At 67.8% G+C, this 4,838-nt stretch carries 5 protein-coding genes and 1 tRNA gene; 1 reads left to right on the top strand and 5 read right to left on the bottom strand.

The genetic code is table 11. From position 1 onward, the window contains the following. Nucleotides 1–417: 417 nt before the first annotated feature. The 3 genes from ACFU5M_RS34040 to ACFU5M_RS34030 all read right to left on the bottom strand — a co-directional run bounded on the left by ACFU5M_RS34040 (nucleotide 418) and on the right by ACFU5M_RS34030 (nucleotide 2,597). Nucleotides 418–837, bottom strand: a complete 420-nt coding sequence (locus ACFU5M_RS34040) for an Hsp20/alpha crystallin family protein (protein WP_379055656.1) — start codon at nucleotides 835–837, stop codon at nucleotides 418–420. A 398-nt stretch (nucleotides 838–1,235) separates the two neighbouring features. After that, a tRNA-Gly gene (locus ACFU5M_RS34035) sits at nucleotides 1,236–1,311 on the bottom strand. Nucleotides 1,312–1,382: 71 nt separating this feature from the next. Continuing rightward, the gene (locus tag ACFU5M_RS34030; protein WP_379055654.1) at nucleotides 1,383–2,597 is read right to left on the bottom strand and encodes an MFS transporter; all 1,215 of its coding nucleotides are present in this window, start codon (nucleotides 2,595–2,597) and stop codon (nucleotides 1,383–1,385) included. A 93-nt stretch (nucleotides 2,598–2,690) separates the two neighbouring features. Here ACFU5M_RS34030 and ACFU5M_RS34025 point away from each other — a divergent pair, with 93 nt between their 5' ends. Next, nucleotides 2,691–3,020, top strand: a complete 330-nt coding sequence (locus ACFU5M_RS34025; protein WP_379055652.1) for an ArsR/SmtB family transcription factor — start codon at nucleotides 2,691–2,693, stop codon at nucleotides 3,018–3,020. A gap of 21 nt (nucleotides 3,021–3,041) precedes the next feature. Here the strand turns inward: ACFU5M_RS34025 and ACFU5M_RS34020 are convergent, their stop codons facing one another. Beyond that, nucleotides 3,042–3,464: a hypothetical protein gene (locus ACFU5M_RS34020; RefSeq protein ID WP_379055650.1), complete on the bottom strand. Its 423-nt coding sequence runs from the start codon at nucleotides 3,462–3,464 to the stop codon at nucleotides 3,042–3,044. 144 nt (nucleotides 3,465–3,608) lie between these two features. Continuing rightward, nucleotides 3,609–4,838, bottom strand: a 1,230-nt coding sequence (locus ACFU5M_RS34015) for a M16 family metallopeptidase (protein ID WP_379055648.1), incomplete at its 5' end; no start/stop codon positions are given.

The following is a 4,838-nucleotide window of genomic DNA, read 5'->3' as shown; positions in this document are numbered from 1 at the left end:
GGCCCGGGACACCGGGGTGCCCGGGCCCGCGTCGGAAGAGAGTGACGTGACGGTTCGATCGGTCCGAAGCATCACCTGCCTTTCTCTCTGGTCGTCTTTTCGGTAGCACCGACTGGCTGACCCCCTCGGAGGTCCGCGCTCGCGCGGGTGCGGCCGGTGCGCGGGCTTCCGACCGCGCGGGGCTGCCACTTCTGTGGAGAGCCGCAGCCCGGTCACCCCGTCGTCGGCAGAGGCCGGGCGCGGCGGCGCCGGTGGACATCGTGCGGGAGCCAAAGCCTCGCAGAGGATCCTGTCCACCTCGGCGAACAACTCTTCGGCGTCGGGGTCCAGCAGCAGTGCCTCGGAGACGTCGTCCCACGTGTCGAGAATGGTCACGACCCTTCACCTCCTACCGGAACGTGCTGGGCTCTGCGTCGATCAGGCGTCGATCACCTGGTGGCCGTTGCCGCGGGCGACCTCGATCTTGCGGGGTTTCGCCCGCTCCGCGACGGGGATCCGCAGCCGCAGTACGCCCTCGGTGTAGTCGGCACCGATGCGCTCGGTGTCGAGTCCCTCTCCGAGGAATATCTGGCGGCTGAATACTCCGCGGGTGCGCTCCGCGGCGATCATCTCCCGGCCGGAGTCCAGTTCGGGGCGCTGCGCGCGCACGGTGAGGACGTTGCGTTCCATATCCAGGTCGAGTGAGCCCGGATCGATACCAGGTAGATCGAGCTCGACCACGAATTCCTCGCCTTCGCGCCAAGCGTCGATCGGCATGACGGCCGGGTGTGCTGCCGTGCCGAGCACCTGCTGTGTGAACCGCTCCAGATCGCGGAACGGGTCGGTACGCATCAACATGGTCGCCACCTCCATCTACCTTGCGGTACCGAGATAACCTGTGTCGATTTAGATAGATTTCTTATAGCACTATCCAGCAATGAATGCAAGAGTTCAGCATAGGTAGTCTTCGGAGGTTGCAGGCGAGTTCGCGGGCTCGACCGACGAAGCCAGATCGGCGCAGATCTGCTGCCGCAGGACGGCCGATGGCGGCGACCCCCTTCGGCATGGCGCATCCGGGGCGAGCCAGAGGCGATCCTCTTTCGGAGCGCGACACCGCGCCCGTTGCCCACCGCGCTACCGCAATGGGCTCTGGGGGAAACCGGATAACGAGCATCCAGATACGCTCCGGTGACACTGAGAACCCGGGGCCAACATGCTCTTTCAGGGCGAACCCGGCAAAGGGCCGAGCTATTTCGTGGAGCGGATGACGGGATTCGAACCCGCGACCCTCACCTTGGCAAGGTGATGCGCTACCAGCTGCGCTACATCCGCATTCGCATCGCGGCGTCCGCGATGCGACACAGAACATTAGCGGACACCGAGGGCGGAAAGCCAATCGCCGCTCATGCCCGCTGGATTGCCGCCCGGTCCCGGCGCAGGCCGAGACCGGCCGCGAGCAGGCAGGCGAGGGCGACGATCCCGACGAACCACGGGAACACGGTGCTCAGACCCCAGGTGGTCGCCGCCCAACCGGCCAGGATGGTGGGCAGGGCCATGGCGGAGTAGGCGAGCAAGTAGTACGCCGACATCGTCTCGCCGCGCTTGTTATGCGGCACGACCTCCGACAGGTGACGCAGCGATCCGCCGAAGCCGAGGCCGAAGGTCGCACCCAGCGCGACGCCCGCGGCGAGCACCACGACCCAGTTGTGCGTGGCCAGCGCCGGCACCGTCAGCAGCAGCGCCAGCGCCATGCCGGTGTCGCCGAGGATCGCGGCCCACCGGGCGGGTACGCCGGTCGCGAACAGTTGCACGGTAGCGCCGGAGAGTGCGGTCGAGGCGACGACGGCGCCGCCGAAGACCAGGTTGTGGATGCCGGTCTGCTGCGTGGCCAGCGAGGGGTACAGCGACAGCAGCACGCCCAGCACCGACCAGGCCGCCATCACACCGATGGCCGAGAACCAGAAGTCGCCGCGAATTTCCGGCGGCACGGCGGGTTTCGCGATCCGGATGCGTCCGGCCACCCGGGCCGAGTGCGGTTCGCGCAGCGCGAGCACGCCGACGCCGATCGCAAGGCAGACCACGGTGATCACGACGTACGGCGTGCGCAACGGATGCGGCGCGTACTGCGCCAGCAGCGCCGATCCCAGGATCGCCACCGCCATTCCCACATTGAAGGCGACACCGCTGAGTTGCCCGGACCGCGCGCCGCGGTGCGGACGCAGATCCAGCAGCGCGGCGGCGCCCGCGACCACGGTCGAGCCGACCGCGATGCCGTGCAGCGCGCGCGCCAGCAGCAGCATCGGCACGCTGTCGGCGAGCACGAACACCAGCAACCCGGCGACCATCGTGGCGAAAGCGCCGAGCAGCACCGGTTTCCGGCCGACCACATCGGAAATCCGCCCCGACACCAGCACCGCGCCAAGGGCAGCCACCGCGTAGACCGCGAACACGATGGTCGTGGTGAGCGGAGAGAGATGCCACTGCTTCTGATAGATGCCGTAGAGCGGCGCCGGAACGCCCGAAACCCCCAGCGCTACGCCACTGGCCGCCAGGACCAGGGCGTAGGCCCAGCGCTGTGCGGTCGGTTCATCGACGGCCACCGCCATCGTCGCTGCCATCGGAACTCCGATCGGGTAAGTTTGATAATGATCGAACCGCCGTCGACGATACATCTAGTACGACGATCATCAAACCTGAGAGTGAGACAGCTCATGTCCGATGTCCGAGACGCGGACCAGCAAGCGCTCCCGGTGGCCGCGCTGCCCACGGTGCTCAGCGCGCTGCAGGACCCGGTGCGCCTGGAGATGGTGCGCCGCCTCGGCAACGCGGGAACGGCGGTCCGCTGTGGCGCACTCTACGAGGTGATCAACAAGTCGACCGCCACCCACCATTTCAAGATCCTGCGTGACGCCGGTGTGATCGAGCGCCTGATCATCGACGGTCACACCTGCCAGCGCCTGCGCATCGACGACCTCGAGACCGCCCTGCCCGGGCTGGTGCCGACGATCGTCGCGGCCGCCAATCGCGCCCGCGGGGAATGACCCGGCCGAGGCGATGCGCGCTCAGCAGTTGTCGAAGCGCCACTGCCCGTCGATGAACGTCCAGGTCTTCGGCTTCGTGTCGTCCTCGCCCGCCCGGGCGTCGGAGTTCTCGACCGTGACCGTGCCGGTCGATCCGGACGTGGTGACGGTGATCTTCGCCGGCTTCGACTTCAGGTCCCGGCCGTCGTAGAGCTGCGCCATGGACGCCACGTAGTCGTCCTCGTTGAGCGTGAGCTTGCAGCGCGCGGAGCGGAACCGGTACGCCGCGGCGTAGTCGTGACCGGCCAGCGCGTCGGTCATCTTCGTGGCTTCCGCACGCAGCGCGGCCTCGGTCGGCTCACCCGCCTTCACCGCATCGGCGTCCGTACCGCCGCACCCGGACAGCACGAGGATGGGCAACGATACCGTTCCCAGCGCACGAAGGGCACGATTCGTTCGGTTCATCTCGACTCCTTGCCAGAGATCGCCGGATCCCACACCCGGACAATCGAGTTCAGCGCCCTCCAGCGGGGACCGAGGGCCGGGCGGCCGAAACAGTATCGCGGTAACGGATTCCTCGCCAAGCCGCGGTCCCCTCGCTCGCGATGATCAGCTCGGCACCAATCGCCGGACGGCGGCAGGCAGATCACGGGTACGTTTGTACGGCCCGGCGACCGACGCGGCGAAGGGCCGCGCCAGCAGTGTGCGCGCGACGGCGGAGACCTCCTCGGTGGTGACGGCATCGATGCGGGCCAGGGTCTCCGACACGCTGCGGTGGTTGCCATAGCTGAGTTCGCTGCGCCCCAGACGGTTCATGCGCGAGGCGGAGTCCTCCAGGCCGAGCACCAGCCCACCGCGCAACGAGCCCTTGGCGCGTGCGCACTCGGCGTCGCTGATGCCGTCGGCGGCGACTTCGTCAAGGACACCTCGGGCCAGTGCCGCCACCTCGCCGAGGTTCTCCGGCTGGCAGCCGATGTAGACCGAGAACGCGCCGGTGTCGGCGAAGGTGTCGACGCTGGAGTACACCGAATAAGCCAGCCCGCGTTCTTCCCGGATGCGTTGGAACAGACGCGAACTCAGCCCGCCGCCGACCACGGTGTTCAGCACCGACAGGGGCCAGCGCCGCTCGCCTTCGTGCCGCCCGAAGGCACGCACGCCGAAAGCCAGATGCGCCTGCTCGCTGTCGCGATGACTCCAGTTCAGCTGCGGAGCGCCGTGCGGCCGGAACCGGCCCTCGCGCCGCGGCGCGGGCATCGCCGTGAGATCGAGCCGGTTCTCGAAAGCACGGTGCACCAATTCCACGGTGTGCTCGTGCTCCACGTTGCCCGCGACCGCGATCACCATGCGGTCCGGCCGGTAACGCCGCGAATGGAACGAGCGCAGTTGCGCGGCCCGCATCCCTTCGATGGACTCGATGGAACCGATCACCGGGCGCCCGATCGGATGATCACCGAACAGCGCGGCCAGGAAGGAGTCACCGACCAGGTCCTCGGGATCGTCGTCGCGCATGGCGATCTCCTCGAGCACCACCTGCCGCTCCACGTCCACGTCCGACGCCCGGCACAGGCCGTTGAGCACCACGTCGGAGACCAAGTCGACCGCCAGCGGCAGGTCCTCGTCCAGGACGTGCGCGTAGTAGCAGGTCTGCTCCTTCGCGGTGAACGCGTTGAGTTCGCCGCCGACCGCGTCCATCGCCTCGGCGATGTCCAGGGCCGAGCGCGTCGGCGTCGCCTTGAACAGCAGGTTGATGTTCCCCCGGTTTTCCGGAGTTGGTTTGCTTGACTCTTGGTCACGAAGTCGTCGAAGGAGACTTGTTCGTGCCAAGGCGTTATCCCGAGG

This window comes from Nocardia sp. NPDC057455, assembly GCF_042802775.1.
GTDB lineage: Bacteria > Actinomycetota > Actinomycetes > Mycobacteriales > Mycobacteriaceae > Nocardia.
The sequence above is the reverse complement of the archived record's forward strand: the minus strand, read 5'-3'. Positions and strand labels throughout refer to the sequence as shown.

Coding starts and splice junctions, on each gene's coding strand:
- ACFU5M_RS34040 (WP_379055656.1), bottom strand. CDS start 837: ATGTTGATGCGTACCGACCCGTTCCGCGATCTGGAGCGGTTCACACAG.
- ACFU5M_RS34030 (WP_379055654.1), bottom strand. CDS start 2,597: ATGGCAGCGACGATGGCGGTGGCCGTCGATGAACCGACCGCACAGCGC.
- ACFU5M_RS34025 (WP_379055652.1), top strand. CDS start 2,691: ATGTCCGATGTCCGAGACGCGGACCAGCAAGCGCTCCCGGTGGCCGCG.
- ACFU5M_RS34020 (WP_379055650.1), bottom strand. CDS start 3,464: ATGAACCGAACGAATCGTGCCCTTCGTGCGCTGGGAACGGTATCGTTG.